The following is a 19,921-nucleotide window of genomic DNA, read 5'->3' on the forward strand; positions in this document are numbered from 1 at the left end:
TGTGATTGAAATACTCAAACAAACTCAAATATGAAGAAACTTTTTCCTCTCTTGCTTGCTCTCATCAGCCTGAGTGCCTGTCAAAACCAATCCTCTCTAATACTTACCGGAACTGTAGACGGATTACTCCCCGGCGATACTTTATTCCTTGCAGAGTTCGAACTTCCTTTATGGAACGAATTATCGGTAGATACATTCTTTGTGACGCAAGCCAATGAGCTTCGAGTGGAGAAACCAATCTCGCATACTACTTTCTTTATCTTGAATCATGCACCCAAAGATGCTCCTCGCATGGATTTTCCGATACGTGGAGTTACTTTTCTGGCTTTACCCGGAGATGAAGTTGTATTCAATGGATCTGTCGAAACCTTTGTGGCAATGCAAAAGAAAGGTGGCTTTTATGATTATCCGCCCGTTGCACGTTTGGATGCTATGGAGTTCGAGCAAGACTTGAAAACTATCGGAATATGGAATAAAATAACTGAGGCAAAAGCAGCTAAAGATAGTGACAGCATTGCTAAATATAGCGAAATGTACAGCAATCGCCATCGACCGAAAGCAATTCGCAACTTAAGAGATTCCATCCGCAATGAGGAACACAACAATGAATATGCCGCTTTTCTTTATCTGCAATCTCTTCATGGTGTTACGGGTTCGCAACTCGAAGAGCGCTTCGCCAAATTTACACCCGAAGTGCAAATGTCTTATATCGGACAGCAACTGAACAGTATGCTTACCGTCTTGAAGAACATCGAACCGGGTAATACTCCTTCTGATTTTGAAGTAACCGACCGTAACGCTACTCCACTGAAATTATCCGACTATCGTGGCAAGTACACCCTCATTTACCATTGGGGTTTGTGTCCGGGTACTATTTGGGTGCATCCCCGACTGTTGAAACTTTACGAAGAGTATCACGAAAAAGGCTTCGAGGTAATCGGTTTTACACCCTACAATTTCTTTGAAACCCATCCGGATTTAGAAAAGGAAGAGAGTATAACACCTCTTTTTAACCAACCTTGGCGTACTGTCTTTACCGATACACCCGGCAATGAATTTATCACCGATAGTTATTACTTCTCTGGCGTTCCTATCATGATGCTGATCTCTCCGGAAGGGGTAACATTGGAGCGTGGCTACTCCGAGGTGTATAGTAAGTTGAAAAAGATATTGAAAGAGAATTTATAATAAATCAGAATACCATAAATATGAAATCAAAAGCAATTACCTTATTGGTTGTTATCTCGATCTTTTTTGGGTGTAATAATAACAAGCGAGAGTCTAAAGAGAGTAGAGTTAGAAAACACATTGCGTCTATTGAGGCTAACCTCGACAGTCTTTCGAGTGCTGAAACACTTGCGGTTATGTGTACTACATTTGGAAAAGAAAAAACCACCGAGTTATTTAATAAATTGGCTCCTGAAGTCAGAAATTCAGATAACGGTAAGATCGTTGAACAGTATCTACTATTGAACAAAGACTTAAAGGTAGGCGACAAATTTGTAGACTTTGAAATGCTGGATTCAAATGGACAGCCAAGAAAACTCTCTGAGTTTGAAGGAAAAATAATACTGCTCGAATTTTGGGCTTCTTGGTGTGGACCTTGTCTAAAGGAAATGCCTCACCTTAAAAAAACTTATGATAATTATCACAAACATGGATTTGAGGTCTTCGCTGTATCACTTGATGTTGATAAAGAAAATTGGCTAAAAGCTATAGAGGAGAAGCGTCTAAATTGGACTCATGTAACCGAATTAAAAAGTATTGCTAATACAGCAGGATTTATATATGGTGTGTCTAGCATTCCGAATAACTTTCTAATTGATGAAGAGGGAATAATCAGAGCCAGGGGGGTAAGAGGAGATAAGCTGGATAAGGCATTGAAAAAGATGATAAAGAAATAGTGCTTGGCTTTTTTCGAGAATAATTCAACACTTAGAAATTGTTCATAACCAGTTGTTTTATTTATAGAAGTGTATTTTGATATTCAAAAAAGAACATCAAAATACACTAAATAAGAATTAGTATCTTAAATCTTCAAATGGAATCTGAAAGAAGTCTTGGCAAAAGAACACGGTCTTAGAACCTGTTTGAGATTCTGAGACCTCAGAGTGACTAAGATCATAAATTACTCCTTTGTACTTTTTACAAATCTCATATAACTCGTGATCTGTTAGGAGAGATTTTTTTCCAGCTCTAACATAGAAACTAACATAGCTAATTACTCCTGTTTCATCATGGGTAACTTCGATGTAGGTTTTGTCTTCTCTTTCCAATTCTATCATTCTTTCTTTAGAGAAAACGGGTCAGTCTGAAAACTTGGTTGTACACCTGGTGGCAGGTAAGGTAAGATGCCCATCGGGCATTCATAACAATAGAAAATATACATCAGTCATTTTGTACTACTCCGTCAGGAGTTGCATAGATATGCTTAACTGCCCCATTATTTCCGCTAAAGTTCTACATTACCTCGACAGAGTACTACATTACGTCGCTAAAGTACTACATTATGAGCCTCCTGTTTTCAGCCTTTCCTACGCTTTATGGAACAGGAAAGTTGAGTTGTTTGCAACCAGGTTTTCGGACTGACCCGAGAAAACTCCACTGTCAATTAATTCCTGAAATGGTTTAACTCTTGCATCGTCGTGCCAAGGTAGTATATAGCCACTAGGGTGGCTAAGAATTGCTTGACCTTTACTTAAAACATGATTAACTTCCCCTTTAGGCAGTATAATTGTACCCCTCCCTCTGTTTTTTTATATTCAAAACGAAGGTCTGTCTGTTGTCCCCACAAATTTATCGCAGTGAGTAAAATTGTAATTAATAATAATTTTGTTTTCATTCTTAACTATTTAGTTAAATAATTCAACCTAGCTTTTGGCTTAAATGTATTTTTATTCTTTCCTATCTTATCCCGATTAAAAACCGTATAATTGGCTACCATTTAATTGTTTCAAGACTTGTAGAATGATAAATCCATCTTTTATTCTTTTTCCTGAATTTAGCTGTTACAATTACGGTCGGTTTATTGTTAATAGAAAAATGTCTGGCAGATAATATTGCTTTTTTCTTTTTTATTTGAAGTTCTGTAATTTCGAGAATAAACAAAACAGAAGAGCTTACGTTGCTCTTATCTATAAGTTGTATCTCATCACTATTTAACTCATTCGTAAAGTTATTGCTTATCAACTGCTTTATATGCAGTTCCTCTATAAAGCCTTGCACAATCATTGTTGTGTCGTTTGAGATACTCTGCGAAAAAGCACATGTATTCAACAAAATAAAACATATTGTTAATATATATAATTTCATGGTCTATTTTCTTATAATTATGTTTTTCCATTAGCAGAGAATTCAACAACTCCTCCATATAGCTCAAATTCAGTTCTCTCTGAATTTGACACATTCAATATTGCGCCCTGTTTCTCAGAGATAATACTTGCTAACTTATCAGCACTGTGTTTTGCGATACCACTCTTTATAGCCTCAGGCGCTTCTTGTTTTATTTTCTTTGCAAAGGAAATGATTCTCATTATTGCTCACAATAGCGTGAACAGATAGTGTAAGAAATAGGCCAAATACTGTAATACTTTTGATTATCTCCCATTCTTACTGGTTGGAAATTGAATATATGCGAATAGAATTTGTTAATTGAGTAAAGAGTACGTATTAAAATTGGCATTTAGATTAAAGGTTATTTTTCTATTTCTGAAATTGTTACGGAACAGGCTCTTAGGTGCTGTAGATACAATACGAATCTTTACTTGTTCCGTTATCAAAATTCAGTAGGAAAAGATGATAAAGAAATAGTACTTGTCAAAGTTGAGATCTTAATATGTAAATTAGGTCGTTTTGTAGGTAATTGCTATTTTTGTACTAAATGAAAAAATACATCTACTATATCATGCCCTTTCTTCTCCTTTATTCATGTAAGGAAGAAAGGGCAGTTGAAAGAATAAATCAAAATCCGGTTATTCTTTCCGAAGGGTTATTTACTTCATTGCCGGGTGAGATTGTAGTTCTGGAAGATTATTTAGTATGGTTAGATCATACTTCTTTAGAGGGATTTGTTCATATTGTTGAGCGAAAGACCGGAAAGGAAGTTAAGTCATTTGGTAAAATAGGCGAGGGACCAGATGAGTTTATAACTCCTCGAATTACCAAGTGCTTAACTAATTCTTTCATCCTTTCCGACTTGAATTATGCTAAACAATTTCTAATAATCATTGGTTCTGATAATTTTAGCGAAGACATATCGCCATCGTTTAGAGATTACGAAATAAAGCCGGAGAACAATTTTATATATTTGGCTCCAAACACTTATGTAAGTATTACTCCCGAAGCTTCAGTACCTTTCAACCTGTTGTCCGAGTCGCATAAATCTGGTTTTGGTAAGTTCCCTGTTACGAACGAAAAGATAACAAATGGCATAAATGTGTTTCAGGGGATAGTGCAATATAATCCTAACAATAATTATTTGCTCTATTCTATTGGGGCAATGTCTTATGTGGCTTTATATGAAAATAAGAATAACCAATTTAATCTAAAATGGGAGAAAACATTATCTGAGGTAAGTTGGGATATTAAAGAGGAGGGCAAACTGGTAATAAATGAAACGCCCAAGTATGCTCCTACAGCAATTGCTCTGACAAAAAACTACATCATCTCAATCGAAAGAGATAAAGAAAGAACTGCCGCATCAACCCCTCGTAAGTATAATGGTAGAGATTTTAGCCGGGTACCAACAACTCTTTTTGTGTATGACTACAACCTGAGTCTCATAAAGATTATAGATACTGGGTTACCTATAATCCGTATATCCTCAGACGGTAAGAGCGATGAACTGTTCTTTATCTGTTTAGACACAGAGTTTGCTATTGGCAAGCTTAGTGTACAATAAATACATCTTCACCGATATTTTTCACGTATTGTTATAAATTTCTCACCATGTTGAGAACAAATACTCGACTTGGCGAGAAACTATTCTCAACTTGGTGAGTATTTATTCTCATTATGCTGATTTGCTTTGAGAAAAATTAAGTGACTTATACTGAAATTGGTTGTCAGTTTTTTCTGCTTGTTACTAGAAACGTTGTCAAAATATCTCTTTCTATTCTAAAATAGAGATTCAGAATCAACGGGGTAGCGATCCATCCAGGAAAGTAAGAGCTTGCTACAACTCAAACCCCATTTGTGGACGGTAAAACGTAAAGACATACCACTGGAGTAGTGGTCACGTAAAACTTCTAACTTAAAAGGCTCACTGTAGGAACGATGTACTGATTTTTGCATAAATAATTAAATGTTATGCAGAAAAAAACGTGTAAACCTAATCCCGTATAAGACAAAATGAGCTTATTCCGTATACGTTAACATAATAGACTGCGAGTAAAAGTCATTTGTTGCATCTATCATATTCAAAAGAATACTCCAATCATCCTTTGGAATAAAGTTCTTCTTGTATGCTTTGGTGGTTGTAATTTTTAGTTTGTTTTCTTCGATGGTGACCGATGAAGTAAATGTGCCGTACTCATTATCAATCTCTTTATTCAGGTTCTCAACGCTTTCGACTGTATAATGTGCGGGGATTTCAATGGATATTTCATGTTCTATAAGTATGGCTGTCAGGTAAGCATCCCACTCTCTTACCCGTTCTTTTTCCGTAGGTATCCATTGGGAACCAATCAATTTGCCTGCATCAAGTATCAGGTTGTTTCCGGCTTTTTTTACTAAGCCGTCGATAGTATATTCCATTTCAAGCTCGAAGTTGGGCTCTTCTATAGTTGTGCCGATACTTTTTACCGAATATGATATCAGTTTTCCCGAATTGGTAGAATGATAACTCTTAAACTCTGCCTCTACAAGCTCCTCCTGCTCTTTTCTTTGATCTTCGAAATAAGTCTTATATTGGTCTATATACTTTCGGGAACTCTTATCATTTTCAGTGTCTTGCCAGAAATCGGTTTCAATTAGCAACCTCTTTCTCATTGCTTTGTCCCAATCTTCAAAAAGGGCAAGTGGTTCCAGGTAGTCGTCTTTCATTTCGCCCGAACTAACGACTGTCCGGCTGATTTTCAACTCCAATGGGTCTTGTTCGGCAAAAACAATCTCAGATTTCACCGTGCGTTTATTATCGTTAGAGGAAGAAACCGGTATTTCTATTTCACTGGTAACTCCTTTTATTCCCTCAGGAGAACTTGGCGCATATTTAGTTACTGATATAGCTGAGGCAATTTCTCCTTCGTAGACAGGAGGAATCTCTCCAGCATATTTATATCCATTGGGGAAGAAAAAAAGTTGATTGCCATGGTTGGCTGCTGCAAATATAACTAAGTCATCGGCTCTTACCACCTCGTTTTTTCTTGCTCCGTACCTGTTGGTTACAAAGCATATTCTACACTCAATGCCGTTTTCTTTCAACGTTTCTTCTAAAGCCAAAAAGAACTTTTGATACGGATAGTTAGAGTTATTGGGCCAATAAAAGCGAAGAGCATCATAGATATAAAGGGCAAGCTCGTCGGTCGAAGGATTCGTGTTTTTCAGTTTATAGTTTTCTATCGCGCTGTTTACTTTCTTATAGATGTCGCGCATCCATAACATATTGTTGGCCCAGCCGGCGAAGCCGCTTTTTTTGTCTTTCAGTATCTCTTCGTAATCCACATCTTTATAAACACCACTTTTTCTGGCGTTTCTTGATTTATAAACCAATTTAGATGAGTTGTTGAGAATCATCAAGCGTATTATAGGTAAACTTCTGTATGCGAGTAGCCAACGCGTCTCGGTGATATCATCAACCTTTTTCAGGTTATTTTGTGAGGCCCTGAGAATAGTATTCCCGTCTTCGTCTATCGATTGCTCAAAATCAGGAGCTCCATTGATTGACCTGTATTCGACCGTTAGTTTCTTTCCCAATACGCAATCAATAGAATACGATAACACAGGGTAGCTGGAGAAGAACGTAAATGTTTGAGGAGGAATGTTTAATGTTTCCAGCTCCATCTCTTCCGAATAGAAGTAATCGAGGATATCTCCTGTTTCCAAACCTTTTATGGCTATCTTTTTGAATGCTTCTTTGTCTTTCTTACCTTCCGTAATGGCTACGGCATCTTCATCGACGTTGACCTCCAGAATAGTCCCGTCGGGTTTAATGATGCGGGCTCCTACTACTGTTTTAAACTTATTTGAACGAAAATAACCCATTGATTTGGCTTCTTCTTTGAAAGACAATTCAGAATATTCGTTTAATGCTTTCTTATCATTTAGCTTTATCATTATACGGTCAATATTCGTATAGTATAACTCCCGGTTGACATCTCCAGCCAGTAATATATTCATCCTGAATCTATTTTTGCTTGTAGCCTCTATTTGTTGGTGGTGGGCTAAGATAACAGCCGATTCATTTGTATATTCTTCGGGAACCGTGTAGCTTTTGAATGCATCGATATCCCAGTTCCATACAGCATCTCTTACTGTTTTTGCATGTTCTTTATAGTCATTTGCATACAGGTTGCAGCTTAATAAGGATATTAATACTATTACCGATAGTCCAATTACCTCTCTTTTCATGATATATTATTTTTTGTTGTTACTCTTTTCTAGTACTATTAATTCACCATAAGCTTTTCTTAATGCGTCTATGTCTGAATTCCATTGCTCAAAATCACTTTTCTCTAAAATTGAATTAAAAACAAACATTTCTTTGTGGTAAATGATAGTATCTTTTTCCTTCTTGTAGGAGATGCTGAATGAATATTTTTCCCTACTGACCGTCTTGTTTTCAGGAAGTTGATTAACATCGTACCCCTCTGGAATCAATAATTGTGATACTACTACCACATAATCCTTGTGCGGGAGTTTCAGTGCTGTTTTCCTGTTTTTAATATCGACTTTGGCATTCTGGTAATCTTTGGTATCATCTAAGTTTATGAAGATTTGATTGCCAAAAATATTTATATTTGATTTCCTCTTGATTTCGTATTTTATATTTATCTCCGGCAGGAACGACTCTAATCCGTTCGTTTCAATATTGAAGATGGAGTCTTGCATTTCTCCGTTCTTCAGGATTTGTTCTGTTTTTTGCTTCTTTTCTGTTTCGGTCATACTGTTCATCCAGTACGAAAGGCTGTGTTTTGCCTCTCCCTCGAAACTCCTGTTTGCCTTGCCGGTCAATTTATTATCTGTGATTGAATATTGCACAAACAGACTATCCCTGTTATAATGTGCGCTGAATTGAGGTATTTGAGAGATTATGTAGTTTTCTCCGTCTTCAATTAAAGCCTTTTGTCCTTGCAACTGTTCCGGAATTTCTCCAAAGCTTAGAGATTTTACCGTTGGATCAAAGTAGTACAGACTATCGTCTTTGCATAATGCACAAATCATGTGGTTTGCAAAAGGACTTGGGTTCGCTATGTCCAGGTCTCTTTCAACATCTGCTGTTGCAACCCATACCAGTCGCACATCGAAACCTTTCGCAATCAATAATGACTTCAGAAGATTAGACATGCCCTTGCAGTCTCCGTATTTTTGGGTAATCACATCCTGCGCATTGTCTGGTTTGAATGCGGAAATTCCATCTTCAAAAGCAATATAGCGAATATTTCGCTGTACCCATTGGCACAATACGTTGATTTTTTCTTCATCCGACTTACAATTTGCCGTTAGCTCCGATGCCTTCTCTTTAATTAAATGCAGATTGTTGTCCATGAGCGATAAAGGCTCTTTGCTCCATTCATAAAGGTCGTCTATCGTTTTGAAGTATCTTGTATTTCCGGCTTTACCCAAAGACTCTCTGGGTATTATTATGATGTAAGGTTGCGAATGCATATAATGAGGGGAGTGTTCTTCTATGATGGCTGCTGGTTGATTTGTTATATGAATAGTTGTTATTGTAGCCTTCTGGACATCATCTTTTATTGAGTTTATCGTTATGTTCTCTGATAGATTCTGATTCAGGATATCTACATTCATCCAATCTGGTATAACAATCTTTATCGTTCTGGATTCTGTGTGGTGAGCTTCGGCAAGTGGTATGAAGGTAAACCTTCGGATATCTTTGTAGAGTTTATTAAATGTAACAATGGCTTCCGAATCTTTTTGAATGAAAGGTATATCAAAATAGCAGGCTTTACCGTCGCTAAAAAAGATATTTTCCCGCTTATACATGCCGTATTGGGGGTGTACTCTTTTTATTCCTTTTATTTTTACGTTCTTTATTTCACTGTAGTTGTCGTAGTATTCAAAAAAAGAGACTGTAGCAGGCTTTATACATTTATAGTTCACTAGATGCTCACTACTGATTTGTACTTCTCCTTTTTTATTCAATTCATACGCAAATGTCTCTTCCATATTGGATATAACCACCTTTTTATCCGGCTCTTGGGCAAAGGATGGAATAATCAAACTACCTGATAAGACATATATGAGTAAAGTAGTTATGAACCTGATCATATTTGTTGTTTGAAAAACAGTGTTATGCAAAGGTAATATTTCTTTGTAATAATCATATATATACAGTTTCTATTTCTGCCTATGGCTGAGTGGTTGCGCGCCTATGGCTGACGGTGTGTGTGCCTATGGCTGACGGGGCATGTGCCTATGGACGACGGAGCATGTACTTATGGCTGACGGAGCATGTGCCTATGGCTGACGGAACTCTTTGTGCCACAAGAACGAAAAAAGGGTGTACAATTTTTAGTTTTGTACACCCTCTTCCTATTAATTGAATATAGTTCTTAGAACATTTCCTTTACCTGTTTATATACATTCTCGGCAGTGAAACCAAGCTTTTGGTCGAGCACTTTGTAAGGTGCCGAGAAACCAAACGATTCCAAACCAAACACTTTACCGTTGCATCCTACCAAGCCTTCGAGGTTAACAGGCAAACCGGCTGTTAGACCGAATACTTTAGCACCGCAAGGAATGATTGATTGTTGATATTCTTTGCTTTGGCTGCGGAACAAACCTTCGGATGGTGCAGAAACGATGCGAATCTTCAAACCATCTTTGCGAAGCAACTCGGCACCAGCTACCAATGTAGCAACTTCCGATCCCGAGGCTACTAAGATAACATCCGGGTTTTCTTCCGAACCGGCTACAATGTAAGCACCTTTGGCAGCTTGCGTGTAGTCAGTACCTTCGGGCAACTTCGTAATGTCTTGACGAGAGAATATCAATCCGGTAGGAGTAGCAGTGTTCTCCATAGCCAGTTTCCATGCAGCTGTTGTTTCGTCAGCATCGGCAGGGCGAAGCACTAACATAGAGTTCTTTCCTTTGTGGTTCTTGAGTTTCTCCATCAGGCGGATTTGTGCTTCTTGCTCTACAGGCTCGTGAGTAGGACCGTCTTCGCCTACGCGGAATGCATCGTGCGTCCAGATAAACTTAACAGGTTGTTCCATCAAGGCAGCCATACGCACAGCAGGTTTCATATAGTCAGAGAATACAAAGAAGGTTCCACAAGCGGCAATTACCCCACCGTGAAGCGACATACCGATACAGATACACGCCATGGTAAGTTCGGATACGCCTGCCTGGAAGAAGGCTCCGCTGAAATCATCTTTCGTAAAAGCATGTGTTTTCTTTAAGAAACCGTCGGTCTTGTCGGAGTTCGACAAGTCGGCAGATGCTACAATCATATTTTCTACCTGTTCTGCCAAAGCACCAAGTACTGTTGCCGAAGCATTGCGGGTAGCTGCACCCGGCTTTTGTTGGATAGCATCCCAGTTTACTTTTGGAGCTTTACCAGCGAAGAATGATTCGAGCTTAGCAGCCAATTCTGGATTAGCTTTTGCCCAAGCGGCTTTCTCTGCATATTTGTCGGCTACGATTTCTTCCAGTCGGGCAGCACGTTCGGCGTACATTTCTGCAACTTCGGGGAATATAACGAATGGGTTTTCGGCATCACCTCCCAATTGTTTTATAGAGTTTTTGTAGGCATCGCCTCCCAGTGGAGCACCGTGGGTAGCACAGTTGCGTTCGTAACTCGAACCATCAGCTTTAAGAGCTCCTTTTCCCATAATGGTTTTACCGATGATAAGGGTAGGACGACCGGTTACGCCTTTGGCTTCGTTCAAAGCATCGCGGATGGACTGCGCGTCGTTACCATCGATAACAATGATGTGCCATCCCCAAGCGCGGTACTTCATTTCTACATCTTCGTTGGTTACTTCTTGTGTAGTTGTAGAAAGTTGGATGTCGTTAGAGTCATAGAACATAACCAGATTATCCAGACCGAGTGTACCGGCAATACGTCCTGATCCTTGCGAAATCTCTTCCTGAACACCACCATCGGAGATATAAGCGTAGATAGTTTGGTTCATTACTTGGCCGAAACGCGCTTGCAAGAACTTCGCTGCGATAGCAGCTCCCACGGCAAAAGTATGTCCTTGTCCAAGCGGGCCGGAAGTGTTTTCTACGCCACGCATAATATCTACTTCGGGGTGTCCCGGCGTAGGGCTTTCCCATTGACGGAACTGTGAGAGCTCATTCATGGTGTATTTGCCGGTTAAGGCAAGTACCGAATAAAGCATGGGCGACATATGACCCGGGTCGAGGAAGAAGCGGTCGCGTCCTTCCCATTTTGGGTTTTTAGGATCGTATATTAAGAATTCAGAGAAGAGTACGTTTACAAAGTCAGCTCCCCCCATTGCTCCTCCGGGATGTCCCGAGTTTGCTTTTTCAACCATTGAAGCGGCAAGGATTCGGATATTATCCGCCGCGCGGTTCATCAATTTAATGTCGTTCATTTCAAAAATGTTTTTAATGATTCTGCAAAGATAGCAGATTGTAACTTATTTTACCTCTATTGTAACAATTGATTTAGCGGGAAGTTTCACTGTTAATACATCCTTGCTTAGTTTAACTCCTTTGAAGTCTTGCACTTTCACTACATTTGGTTGCTCAAAAGTGTTGTGGTCGGTGATGTTTTTGGATGTTATTATTTGTCCGCTTGCCTCTTTTACTTTTGCACCCGCTAGGTTGATGGTAACTTCGTGCGTGTTATCGAGGTCAATGTTTGACAACGAAATGTGTATCTTTCCATCTTTATCTTTTGACGCGGTTGCGCTTATCATAGGCACGACGCGATCTCCACGAACAATCATCTTCTCGCTTTTTAACTCTATCGGCAAGTGCATAGCGTCTTGATGTACTTTATACATGTTGAATACATGATAAGTAGGTGTTAATACCATGCCTTTATCGTTTGTTAATATCATGGATTGCAATACGTTTACAATTTGTGCTATGTTTGCCATGGTTAAGCGGTCGGTGTACTTGTGGAAGATATCGAACGATAGAGAGGCGACAAAAGCGTCGCGTAAGCTATTCTGTTGATACAAGTGTCCGCGGATAGTACCCGGTTCTTCGTCCCACCATGTTCCCCACTCATCGAGTAATAGGTTTACACGTTTGGCAGGGTCGTATTTATCCATAATGGCGATGTGTTTTTTCAATACATCTTCTACTTCGCGACATTTACCCATAGTCCAGTAGTAGTCCTCGTCTGTGAAGTTGATAGCAGATCCTTTGCTACCTGTCCATCCGCTTACTGTGTAATAGTGCAGGGAGAGTCCATGCATTTGTCTGCCCACGCGTTCCATCAAAGTTTCTGTCCATTTGTAGTCATAATCGCTTGCTCCACTTGCCACTTTGTAGAGGTGATTGCCATCATAATTGCGACAGTAAGTAGCGTAACGGCGATATAGATCCGAGTAATATTCGGGACGCATATTTCCACCACATCCCCAACTTTCGTTGCCTACACCAAGGTATTTTACATTCCATGCTTTGTCTCTGCCGTTCTTACGACGAAGGTTTGCCATGGGTGAGTCGCCTTCGGATGTCATATATTCCACCCACTTGGCTAACTCTTCTACTGTTCCGCTTCCTACATTGGCACTGATATAGGGTTCGCACTCCAATAATTCGCACAGGTTCAGGAATTCGTGTGTACCAAAGCTATTGTCTTCGATGGTTCCTCCCCAGTTGGTGTTAACCATCTTAGGACGATTTTCTTTGGGCCCGATACCATCCATCCAGTGATACTCATCGGCAAAACAACCTCCCGGCCAGCGCAGGACAGGAATTTTCAAGTCTTTCAAGGCATTGAGTACATCAGTGCGATATCCGTTTGTATTGGGAATAGGAGAGTTTTCGCCTACCCACAATCCACCGTAGATACAACTACCAAGGTGTTCGGCAAATTGTCCATAAATCTCTTTCGGAATGATTTGCTTGCCTTCGTTGATGTCGATTTTAATCGTGGCGCTCTTTTGTGCGGAAAGTGACAAGGATGCCAATGCCATTGCGCCGATTACTAAATTCTTTTTCATGATTGTTTAATTTATAAGTATTTAAAGGGAATAAAATTTCATTCTAATAACCTGATTTCATATACCCGGAAAGTTTGTCCGGTTTCTCCCGGAGTGAATTTAATGGTTTCTGTTCCGGCTTTGAGCTTTTCTGGAAGTTGGTATATCCATGTAATGAAGTTCTCATCCAAATTGGCTACGATAGGCGAGGAGTGGATTTCTTTATCTCCGATATAAATCCTGGTTTCGGGTTTATTATCTCCTTTGTGCAACACAAGCATGAGATGAGAAGCTTCTTCGTTTACTTTTAATTCATAGCTAAACCATCCTTTGGCTGAACGGAAATGACGGTTTTCGCGGGTGCCGGTACGTGAGTCTTCATACTTGATAAAGTGGTCGGACTCGGGTTGTTGCTCGCCCGGATAGATTAAATCTATGGTGCGTTGAAACAATTCTGCTTTTTGCTGCTCTTTGCGGGTTACTTCTTCTTTCAATTGTTGCAGAGCGTTTGAAGTAACCTGACGAAAGTAAACAGCATAACGTGAGTTGTGCAGACGGAAGAATGGGATGAACTTTAACGATTGATATTTAGCCGGATGTGTTTCTCCAATATAGTCGAAACAAATCTCGTTACCATTTGCTCTTTTGAAATAGGAGAGTAGTTGGCTCGTTTCTCCTATCAGCACAGGTGCGTCTTGTAATGGAATCTGATGTCCATGTGCAACGTGCCCGCCGCGACTATCGTCGGCATATAGTCCCTTCATCTCTTCTGTACCCATCTTGGCACCTAAAACAATAGGACCATACATGAACGAATAATAGCTACTTTTATCTGGTAGTTGCTCTGTTTTTAACTCCATGGGAAGCGTAAGGACAATTTTATCTCCCTTTTTCCATTTTCGTTCGAGGGTAATATAATTATCAGATGTTTTGTTTACTGGTTGGGGGTGTCCGTTTACTGTTACGGCAAGTTTTCCTTTCTCCACCCAACCAGGGTAACGGATTTTAAGTGCAAAAATTTTTTTCTTACTTTCCTCAATCAGTATACGTACTTGTTCTTCATCAGGGAAGCGGGTTTGTTGAACCAGCGTTACTCCTTTATCTTTCCACTCCAAACGGGAGGGAATGAAGAGATTAACATACAAGTCATTACCTGCATGTGCGTAAATGATTTCTCCGTATTTGCTGTGGTTTTCCAATCCAGAACCTACACAACACCACATGCTGGTTTCGGGTTGCGAATATACACGATAATGCCCCGGACGCATAGGTGTGAAATATACAAATCCTCCTTTGTCCGGCTCTTGTGAAGATAGGATATGATTGTAAAGAGCGCGTTCATAGAAATCCATATAACGGGTATCGGATGTACTCTGGAAGAACATATTACTTAAACGAAGCATGTTGTATGTGTTGCAGGTTTCGGGGCCTTCGATGTCAGTGACCATTGCTTCAAAGTTATCTGCCGGATGGAAGTGTTCGCGTACACTGTTTCCGCCGATACTAATGGAACGATTGCTGGTTACAGTTTCCCAGAAGAACTGCGAAGCATCATTCCATGCCTGATTATTTTCAAGGTCGGCTATTCGTTTGTAGCCAATAACTTTAGGAATTTGCGTATTGGCATGTAGTCCGGTAAGTTTATCTTCCTTTATTAATAACGGGTTAAGAATTGCCATGTGCGAAAAACGTTTGGCAAGCTCCAGATATTTCTTATCGCCGGTGATGGCATACACATCTGCAAATGTTTCGTTTAATCCGCCATGTTCACTGCGAAGCATATCCTGCATTTGTTCGTCACTCAACCCGGAGATGATGTCAAGCATCCAATCGGTTAGTTTGATAAGCATGTGGCGAGCGGTAGTATTGCCAGCAAAAAGATATGCATCGCGTAAGCCAGCATAAGTCTTGTGTATATTATAGAGAGGTACCCATTTGCCATTGAGGTCGAATCCTCCAGCACGGATATTCCCTGCTTTAATTTCGTTCCACATCGGAATACTTCCAGGAGTCCCACCAATAAATCCTGTTCCTACAGCATCCTGACAACGTTTAAGTTCGTTGATCATGTAACAAAGCCTCTCCCCAAGAGGCTCTTGGAGAGGGTTGGGAAGGCTCGCATACATCATAGCTAATGCTGAAATGTAATGTCCGCCAATGTGCCCGTCTAATCCGCTGTTTTCCCAGTTGGTGTAAGACGGTGCTTTGGGGGTAAGGCCGGCTTCCCGCAAATAAGGAGCAAGCAACCTGTCCGGATTCATGGCGAGAATATAGTTTAAATCAGTTTGCTGGGCTTGTAGGAAAGGGCTATTAAGTAGTTCTACATCCGATAGGGGGAATGCTTGTACTTGCTTTAGGGTTTGAGCCTCCCCTGTAAAGAGAAAGCAGAAAAGGAATAGACAAGTAATGATGATTGTTCTCATATTGTATTAGGGCTTTTAGAACATAGTTGAAAATAATCTCCGGACTGAAGTGAATTAGGCTTTCAGCCCGGAGATATATAGTTTCTGTAATTCAAAGATTGACGTGAGTCAAACTTCGTTGCAGCATGTTGTTACTTACTAGTTACCTTTAAATTTAACAGCTGCTTCTTCGATAGGCAATGCTGCCTTGTAGTTTTCGATGTACGTGTTAAAACCTTCTACATCTTCAGCTGTAGGTGCTATCTCAGTACCTGCATCTCCGGCAAACACCTGCTCGTCCAGGAAAGCATCAAGAGGCTGGTTCTTTTCATTGTTTACTAAGTAAGAGCCTAATAGAGCGATACCCCAAGCACCTCCCTCGCCAGCAGTTTCCATCACAGAAATAGGTGAGTTGAGAGCAGCTGCAAGTACACGTTGTCCTACGTTCTTGGTCTTGAATAATCCACCGTGTCCGGTAATACGGTCTACCGTTACCTTTTCATCATTGAAGAGGATGTCGTTTCCAATCTTTAGCACACCAATAGAGGCATTGAGATGTGCCCGCATAAAATTGGCGAGATTGAACTTGTCACCTGCCGAGCGCACAAACAATGGACGTCCCTCGGAGAATCCTGTTATCGGTTCGCCCGATATGTAGTTGTACGATAGTACTCCACCACAATCAGCATCTCCCGTAAGCGCGTGGTTGTAGAGCTTTTCGTATACCACGTTCATATCTACCGGTATGCCCAGCAACTCCTGATACTCTTTGAAGAGGCCAATCCATGCGTTGAGGTCGGATGTGCAGTTGTTGCAGTGTACCATTGCCACAGGACTGCCGTCGGGTGTGGTTACCATGTCGATAGCTTCGTAGGGCTTAGACAAATCTTTCTCCAATACAATCATAGAGAATGATGAGGTACCTGCCGATACGTTCCCTGTGCGTTGCTTCACAGCATTGGTAGCTACCATGCCTGTGCCGGCATCACCTTCGGGTGGACAGAGAGGCACTCCGGGCTTCAGTAGCCCCGATGTGTCTATTTTCTTGGCTCCTTCTGCAGTGAGGGTTCCGGCATCCTGTCCGGCAGAGAGTACTTGTGGCAGAATGTCGAGCAGCTTCCAACCGAATCGTTTACCACCTTCGGTTAGCCCATCGAATTTTTCAACCATCGAACTGTAGTAGTCTTTTGTGGCAGGATCTATAGGTAGCATACCCGATGCATCACCTACGCCTAATACTTTCTGACCTGTGAGTTGCCAGTGTATGTATCCTGCAAGTGTTGTCAGATATGCAATATCCTTCACATGTTCCTCCTCATTCAATATGGCTTGGTAGAGGTGCGAAATGCTCCAACGCAGCGGTATGTTGTACACAAACAGTTCCGATAGCTCGGCTGCTGCTTGTCCTGTGTTGGTGTTTCTCCATGTGCGGAAGGGTACAAGAATTTCTTCTTTTTCATTGAACGCCATGTAGCCATGCATCATGGCGCTTACACCAATAGCTGCTAATGCCTCTATCTCTACGTCGTATGCCTTTCTTACGTTGCGGCGCAGGTCGGTATAGCAATCCTGTAGTCCGTACCAAATAGCGTCCATACTATATGTCCAAAGCCCGTCCACCAACTGATTTTCCCATGTGTGGCTTCCTTGGGCGATGGGCTTGTTTTCTTGGTCAATTAAAACAGCCTTTATCCGGGTAGAGCCGAACTCTATACCCAGAATGGCTTTGCCTGTTTCAATGGTTGATTTTGCATCCCATTTCATAAGCATCAGATTCCTTTATTCAACATATAAAAAACTTCATTCATGCGAAGCTCCTTCTTAAATTCAGATATGGTGGTATTTTCATCAATTACTACCATTTCAATTCCTGCAATCTCGGCATAATCTTCCATGTATTCTACTGTAAGGTCGTACGAGAAGCTGGTGTGATGTGTTCCACCTGCCAGAATCCATGCACCTGCACCTACTTCGAGGTTAGGACGTGGAATCCATAATGCAGAAGCAACAGGTAGCTTTGGAAGTGCTTTACTCTTAATACAATCTACCTTATTTACAATCATACGGAAGCGGTTACCCATGTCAACTATTGTAGCTGCGATACCTTCACCTTCTTTGGACGTAAATACCAGGCGAGCAGTTTCACTGTCGATACCGATGCTTAGACGGTGTACTTCCAGTTTAGGCTTCTCGGCAGCAATCAGTGGACAAATCTCAAGCATGTGTGCCTGAAGAATAGCACTCTTCTCTCCATCGAAATGCAACGTATAATCTTCCAAGAAGGAACAACCTTTCGGCATACCCTGTCCCATGAACCACATTGTGCGATACAGAGCTGCTGTTTTCCAGTCGCCTTCGCCACCGAATCCATAACCTTCTGCCATCAAACGTTGGCTGGCAAGTCCCGGGATTTGATCCATCAATCCCAAGTCGTTAAAGTTACTAGTGAACCCTTTAGCTCCCGTATCTTTCAATATCCGGCGAATAGCGATTTCTGCTTTAGCCGAATTCCATACCTTTGTGTATGCTTCGGTTCCTTCTTTTTCAAGTTCAGGAGAATGGTCATACATGGCAAAGTATTCTTTTACCATTGCTTTTACGTCCTCGTCCGAAACAGCTTTGTAGTATTCCATCAGGTCGTTTACCGGACAGTAATCTACGTGGTAGCCCAATTTAATCTCGGCTTCCACTTTGTCGCCGTCTGTTACGGCTACATTATTCATCTGATCGCCAAAGCGAATGATAAGCATATCCTGAGCATCTGCCCAAGCTGCCGATACACGCATCCAAACAGCCAGTTTATCTTGTGTGGCAGCATCTTGCCAGTAGCCAACTACTACCTTGCGAGGTTTACGTAGACGGGCAGTGATGTGTCCGAATTCACGGTCGCCATGAGCCGATTGGTTCAGGTTCATGAAGTCCATATTCATAGTATCCCAAGGAATCTCCTTGTTGAATTGTGTGTGGAAGTGACACAAAGGTTTGTTTAAAGCCTGTAAGCCATGAATCCACATTTTTGCAGGCGAGAACGTATGCATCCATGTGATGACACCGATACATTTCTCGTCATTATTGGCTGCTTTCATTACAGCAGTTACTTCTTTGGAAGAGTTTGCTGTTCCTTTATATACTACTTTTATAGGAAGACGACCAGAGTCGTTCAAACCTTTTACCATTTCATTAGAGTGTGCGTCGACTGCGATTACTGCGTCGCCTCCGTACAAGAGCTGCGCTCCTGTTACAAACCATACTTCATAATTTTCAAACATAATATTCTTTTTTATTAGGTTATTGTTACTTGTACTTTTTCTTTTGTCTTGATACAAAAGAAAAAGATACCAAAAAGAAAAGATCAAGACTGAATTTACTTCGCTACTCGCACCCTGCGTTTCGCTAAAAGACCTTAAACTCGCGCTGTGCGCTCAAACAGAAGGTCTTTTTTAACGCTTCACTGTGGTTGCTCGTTTAACGCTTCGTAAATTAGGTCGTTGGGCTCCGCATGGAACTTGGTGCGGTACCTTACCGCTGACCATAATACGCATTAGGGCCGTGTTTACGGCTAAAATGCTTCTCTATTAACAGCGGATTCATGGTCAGGTTAGGGTTGGCCGCATAAGCGATGCTTGCCATTTTGGCCACCTGCTCCATGACTACAGCATTATGAACCGCGTCGTGTGCGTCTTTCCCCCAAGAGAATGGACCATGATTTTTAACCAATACGCCCGGGGTATGAACCGGATTCAGCCCTTCGAATCTCTTTACGATTACATTGCCGGTTTCCAGTTCGTATGCTCCTTCCACTTCTTCTTTCGTCATTTCTGCGGTGCAGGGAATGGCATCATGGAAATAATCGGCATGTGTAGTTCCTATATTCGGAATGTCAAGACCAGCCTGTGCCCATGCAGTAGCATAGGTAGAGTGGGTGTGTACTACACCGCCAATTTCGGGGAAAGCTTTATAAAGTACCAGATGGGTAGCTGTATCCGACGATGGCTTCAATTTACCTTCCACCACATTGCCATCTAAATCTACTACAACCATGTCTTCCACTTTCATATCGTCGTAAGATACTCCACTGGGTTTAATGACGACCAAACCACTGGTACGGTCTATAGCAGATACATTTCCCCAAGTAAATATCACTAAGCCATGTTTTACCAATTCCAGATTGGCATGGAATACTTTTTCTTTTAATACTTCCAGCATAATTTT

The 19,921-nt window shown here is 41.0% G+C and carries 13 protein-coding genes; 3 read left to right on the plus strand and 10 right to left on the minus strand.

Annotation, left to right across the window (positions count from 1 at the left end):
- The first annotated feature begins 30 nt into the window (after positions 1-30).
- The gene (locus D0T50_RS00395) at positions 31-1,188 is read left to right on the plus strand and encodes a peroxiredoxin (protein WP_163220844.1); all 1,158 of its coding nucleotides are present in this window, start codon (positions 31-33) and stop codon (positions 1,186-1,188) included.
- Positions 1,189-1,208: 20 nt separating this feature from the next.
- The gene (locus D0T50_RS00400) at positions 1,209-1,904 is read left to right on the plus strand and encodes a peroxiredoxin (protein WP_163220846.1); all 696 of its coding nucleotides are present in this window, start codon (positions 1,209-1,211) and stop codon (positions 1,902-1,904) included.
- 1,033 nt (positions 1,905-2,937) lie between these two features.
- Here D0T50_RS00400 and D0T50_RS00405 read toward each other — a convergent pair.
- Together D0T50_RS00405 and D0T50_RS00410 are read right to left on the minus strand one after the other, a co-directional pair.
- Positions 2,938-3,312, minus strand: coding sequence for a hypothetical protein (locus D0T50_RS00405; RefSeq protein WP_163220848.1), 375 nt, complete (start codon positions 3,310-3,312; stop codon positions 2,938-2,940).
- Positions 3,313-3,329: 17 nt separating this feature from the next.
- Positions 3,330-3,533, minus strand: coding sequence for a hypothetical protein (locus D0T50_RS00410; RefSeq protein ID WP_163220850.1), 204 nt, complete (start codon positions 3,531-3,533; stop codon positions 3,330-3,332).
- A gap of 371 nt (positions 3,534-3,904) precedes the next feature.
- Here D0T50_RS00410 and D0T50_RS00415 point away from each other — a divergent pair, with 371 nt between their 5' ends.
- Positions 3,905-4,900, plus strand: a complete 996-nt coding sequence (locus D0T50_RS00415; protein ID WP_203558151.1) for a BF3164 family lipoprotein — start codon at positions 3,905-3,907, stop codon at positions 4,898-4,900.
- Between the two features lie 455 nt (positions 4,901-5,355).
- Here D0T50_RS00415 and D0T50_RS00420 read toward each other — a convergent pair whose 3' ends face one another.
- From D0T50_RS00420 to D0T50_RS00455, 8 genes are all read right to left on the minus strand, one after another.
- Positions 5,356-7,566, minus strand: coding sequence for a DUF3857 domain-containing protein (locus D0T50_RS00420; RefSeq protein WP_163220854.1), 2,211 nt, complete (start codon positions 7,564-7,566; stop codon positions 5,356-5,358).
- Between the two features lie 6 nt (positions 7,567-7,572).
- A complete protein-coding gene (locus D0T50_RS00425; RefSeq protein WP_163220856.1) occupies positions 7,573-9,345 on the minus strand; it encodes a transglutaminase domain-containing protein in 1,773 nt (590 codons plus the stop codon).
- A 386-nt stretch (positions 9,346-9,731) separates the two neighbouring features.
- Positions 9,732-11,741 carry a transketolase gene (locus tag D0T50_RS00430; protein WP_163220857.1) on the minus strand — a complete coding sequence of 670 codons (2,010 nt, stop codon included), beginning with the start codon at positions 11,739-11,741 and terminating at the stop codon, positions 9,732-9,734.
- A gap of 45 nt (positions 11,742-11,786) precedes the next feature.
- Positions 11,787-13,328 carry an alpha-N-arabinofuranosidase gene (locus tag D0T50_RS00435; protein WP_163220859.1) on the minus strand — a complete coding sequence of 514 codons (1,542 nt, stop codon included), beginning with the start codon at positions 13,326-13,328 and terminating at the stop codon, positions 11,787-11,789.
- A 38-nt stretch (positions 13,329-13,366) separates the two neighbouring features.
- Positions 13,367-15,730 carry a glycoside hydrolase family 127 protein gene (locus tag D0T50_RS00440; protein WP_163220861.1) on the minus strand — a complete coding sequence of 788 codons (2,364 nt, stop codon included), beginning with the start codon at positions 15,728-15,730 and terminating at the stop codon, positions 13,367-13,369.
- Between the two features lie 138 nt (positions 15,731-15,868).
- Positions 15,869-17,473 carry a xylulokinase gene (locus D0T50_RS00445; RefSeq protein WP_163221294.1) on the minus strand — a complete coding sequence of 535 codons (1,605 nt, stop codon included), beginning with the start codon at positions 17,471-17,473 and terminating at the stop codon, positions 15,869-15,871.
- A gap of 5 nt (positions 17,474-17,478) precedes the next feature.
- Positions 17,479-18,978, minus strand: coding sequence for an L-arabinose isomerase (gene araA / locus D0T50_RS00450; RefSeq protein WP_163220863.1), 1,500 nt, complete (start codon positions 18,976-18,978; stop codon positions 17,479-17,481).
- A gap of 250 nt (positions 18,979-19,228) precedes the next feature.
- Positions 19,229-19,915, minus strand: coding sequence for an L-ribulose-5-phosphate 4-epimerase (locus D0T50_RS00455; RefSeq protein WP_163220865.1), 687 nt, complete (start codon positions 19,913-19,915; stop codon positions 19,229-19,231).
- Positions 19,916-19,921 lie beyond the last annotated feature (6 nt).

It is taken from the genome of Bacteroides sp. 214 (assembly GCF_010501015.1).
GTDB lineage: Bacteria > Bacteroidota > Bacteroidia > Bacteroidales > Bacteroidaceae > Bacteroides.